The sequence below is a fragment of the Psychrobacter sp. genome (assembly GCF_018260395.1).
GTDB lineage: Bacteria > Pseudomonadota > Gammaproteobacteria > Pseudomonadales > Moraxellaceae > Psychrobacter.
In genome coordinates, this window is record NZ_JAGLBC010000208.1 from 1 (window position 1) to 2701 (window position 2701).

Annotated in this window: 2 protein-coding genes; both read right to left on the bottom strand. The window is 36.0% G+C overall.

Annotated features, from left to right (window positions below):
• Nucleotides 1-106: 106 nt before the first annotated feature.
• Nucleotides 107-868 (bottom strand): YoaK family protein, encoded by a 762-nt coding sequence (locus QZ265_RS10480; protein ID WP_296405951.1) that lies wholly within the window; start codon nt 866-868, stop codon nt 107-109.
• A gap of 627 nt (nt 869-1495) precedes the next feature.
• Nucleotides 1496-2362 carry a neutral zinc metallopeptidase gene (locus QZ265_RS10485; RefSeq protein WP_296405954.1) on the bottom strand — a complete coding sequence of 289 codons (867 nt, stop codon included), beginning with the start codon at nt 2360-2362 and terminating at the stop codon, nt 1496-1498.
• Nucleotides 2363-2701: the final 339 nt, after the last annotated feature.

Below are 2701 nucleotides of genomic sequence, written 5' to 3' on the forward strand. Positions count from 1 at the left end.
TAACAAATGCTCATTTTCAACCAATTAAAAGTTCAACATGAGCTATAAATTATTTAATTTATTGATTATTTAAAGATATTAAACACTAATTGGCTACTATTTTAAATCAAAGATTTATAAGTTGCCTTTGTCTATAACTCTCATCACGCACAGCAAAAGCTAAGTAAAGTACAGGTAATATAAATGGCGCAATAGCCCAAAGTCCAACTTGGATATATAACAATGTACCTACTAAAGCGCCGAGGGTAAAACTGGTTACCACAGTGGCACTATGCTTTAAGCTGTCCATATTACAGCTGGTACGGTCAAAAATGTAGTCCGATAAATCGATACCAAGCTGGGTGGTATTCCCTGTCATAAGCAAGGTAGGACGCACTTTACTCATGACCGTTTTACCTGCAGTATTACGAATAGCAAAAGCTATCAAGCCTAAAAACCCAGTAATTGCTAAATCAATAGCGCCAGCTTCCTGAAATGGTCCAAACAATACCGCAGCAATTAAAAATGCCGTTAAGCACACCACTTCAGCAAATAATAAATTGCTTAGTATATGATCACTATGGTTACTTTTCGCAATGAAACGTTTAGAGATAACCACAGCAATTAAAAATACGGGCAGAGCACCTAGCTTTATCCATAATCCCTCCCCTTCTTTAACAAATCCGCCACCGGCCATCACTAAGTTCCCTGTGACATGATTTGTAAAAAAACCTAGCAAACCCACAAAAGCTATGGTATCAATAGCGCCGCCAACTGTCGTCAGTAGAATGGGCGCTTCATAACGTTGCCAAAAACTTAAATTTGATTTGGGATTGTTATCTTGTATTTTATCGCTTTTATCTTTTTCATTTATTGTATCTTTACTCATAATACACTCCATAAAATTGAGTGAGATATTGATAAGTTTATTTAAGACTAATCAATAGTTCACTCTTATCTAATAAATTGGGTAGTGCTTTAAAAAGTACGTTAGCATTTAACGAACCGATAATTTGTGAAGAAGAAAGCAAAATTCTACAATAGTCTAAGATTTATAGATTTTACTACAGGGGTTAAATTGTGGTTTAGTTTAACTTAGTTAATGCTTTAAATTTGAGTTATTTCCCATCTATGACAGACGGCTAAGATTGGTATCAAAACGCTTTATCTAACCGCGTCAATGATATGCTAAATGATGAGTTCTATGTTTGTGAAGGTAGGAGATTAGATGAGTTAAATAAGCTCATTAATGAGGCAGTCTATATCTAACCTACTATCAAACCGATTTTAAGTTTAAATATAAGAATTCGTTTTATGATTTATCGAAGTTAAGAGGATTCCGTATGAAAATTAGCCAAATACATAAGGTATCTGGCTAGTTGGAATCCATCAACTTATTTTAGGGCTGGAAAAATAAACTTAAATTAGGACAGCATATTTTAGTTTTAAAGACATAATCACCTTTATCATGATTTTGCTTTAATAATTTAAAAAAGCATATTTAGACAGTCATTGCCTAGATAGAACCTGAAAAAGTATCACAGCTGTTGATATCTCCACTTTGAAGACCTCGGGTAAACCAATTCACCCGTTGTTGACTTGTTCCATGAGTAAAGTTATCTGGTGACACAGTCCCACGAGTTAAACGATCATCGCCAATCTGACTAGCAGCATTTAGCGCCTCCTCAAGATCCCCTGGTTCTAGGTAATCAACCCGTTGTTGATTGCGGTTGGCCCAAACACCTGCAAAACAGTCAGCTTGTAACTCTTGACGCACAGACAATTGATTGGCTTGCGTTTCGTTCACTTGTCGACGGGCTTCAGTTACTTTTTGAGAGATACCAAGCAACGTCTGTACATGATGTCCTACTTCATGGGCAATAACATAAGCTTGCGCAAAGTCACCTGCTTTACCTTGATTTTCAACCTCGGCTGAACCTTGCTGATCTCCAGCTATACCAAGGTTATTGCGCATTTCTGCAAAAAATGAAGTGTCTAAATATACTTGTTGATCCCCAGGGCAATAAAAAGGGCCTGACGCTGACGTAGCACTACCACAAGCAGAATTTGTGCGCCCATTAAATAAGACTAAAGTAGGTTGTTTATAAGTCATGCCTAATTCACTAAAAATCTGAGTCCAGACATCTTCGGTATTTGCCAAAACAGACTCTACAAATTGAGTATCGCGGCTGTCGTCATTTGCAGGCTGAGTAGTACTACTACCACCTGTCATACTCTGACCGGTTTGAAAGGCAGTCATTGGATTTACGCCAAATACTAACCACAGTACTAAACCTATGATAATACCGAATATACCCCCACCTGCAGCTTTACCGCCACTCATACGCACATTTGTGCTACGTCTACCACCTTGCCATTTCATATATATCTGCCTCAATAATTATATAAACCTTGTGGGGCTTACCAATATTTTCATAGTACTGTTGACTTAAATAGCAATTTGCACTTTACAAAACTCTATTAACAGCTATGAGCCCAATATTTTGATTTCATCACTCATCAGATAGATAATTTTTGTAGATTTTTTAGGCTAATTCTATATCATATGCAAACATATCATGAGAGATTTTATAACAGTTAAAAATTTTATAAATTGCTATTTTGTATATTCAATAGTGTATAGTTTTATAACCTATTTTATAATTTGAAACCTTTGCACGATAAGAACAAACCATCCCTAAATCTCAACTTTCACTAAAAA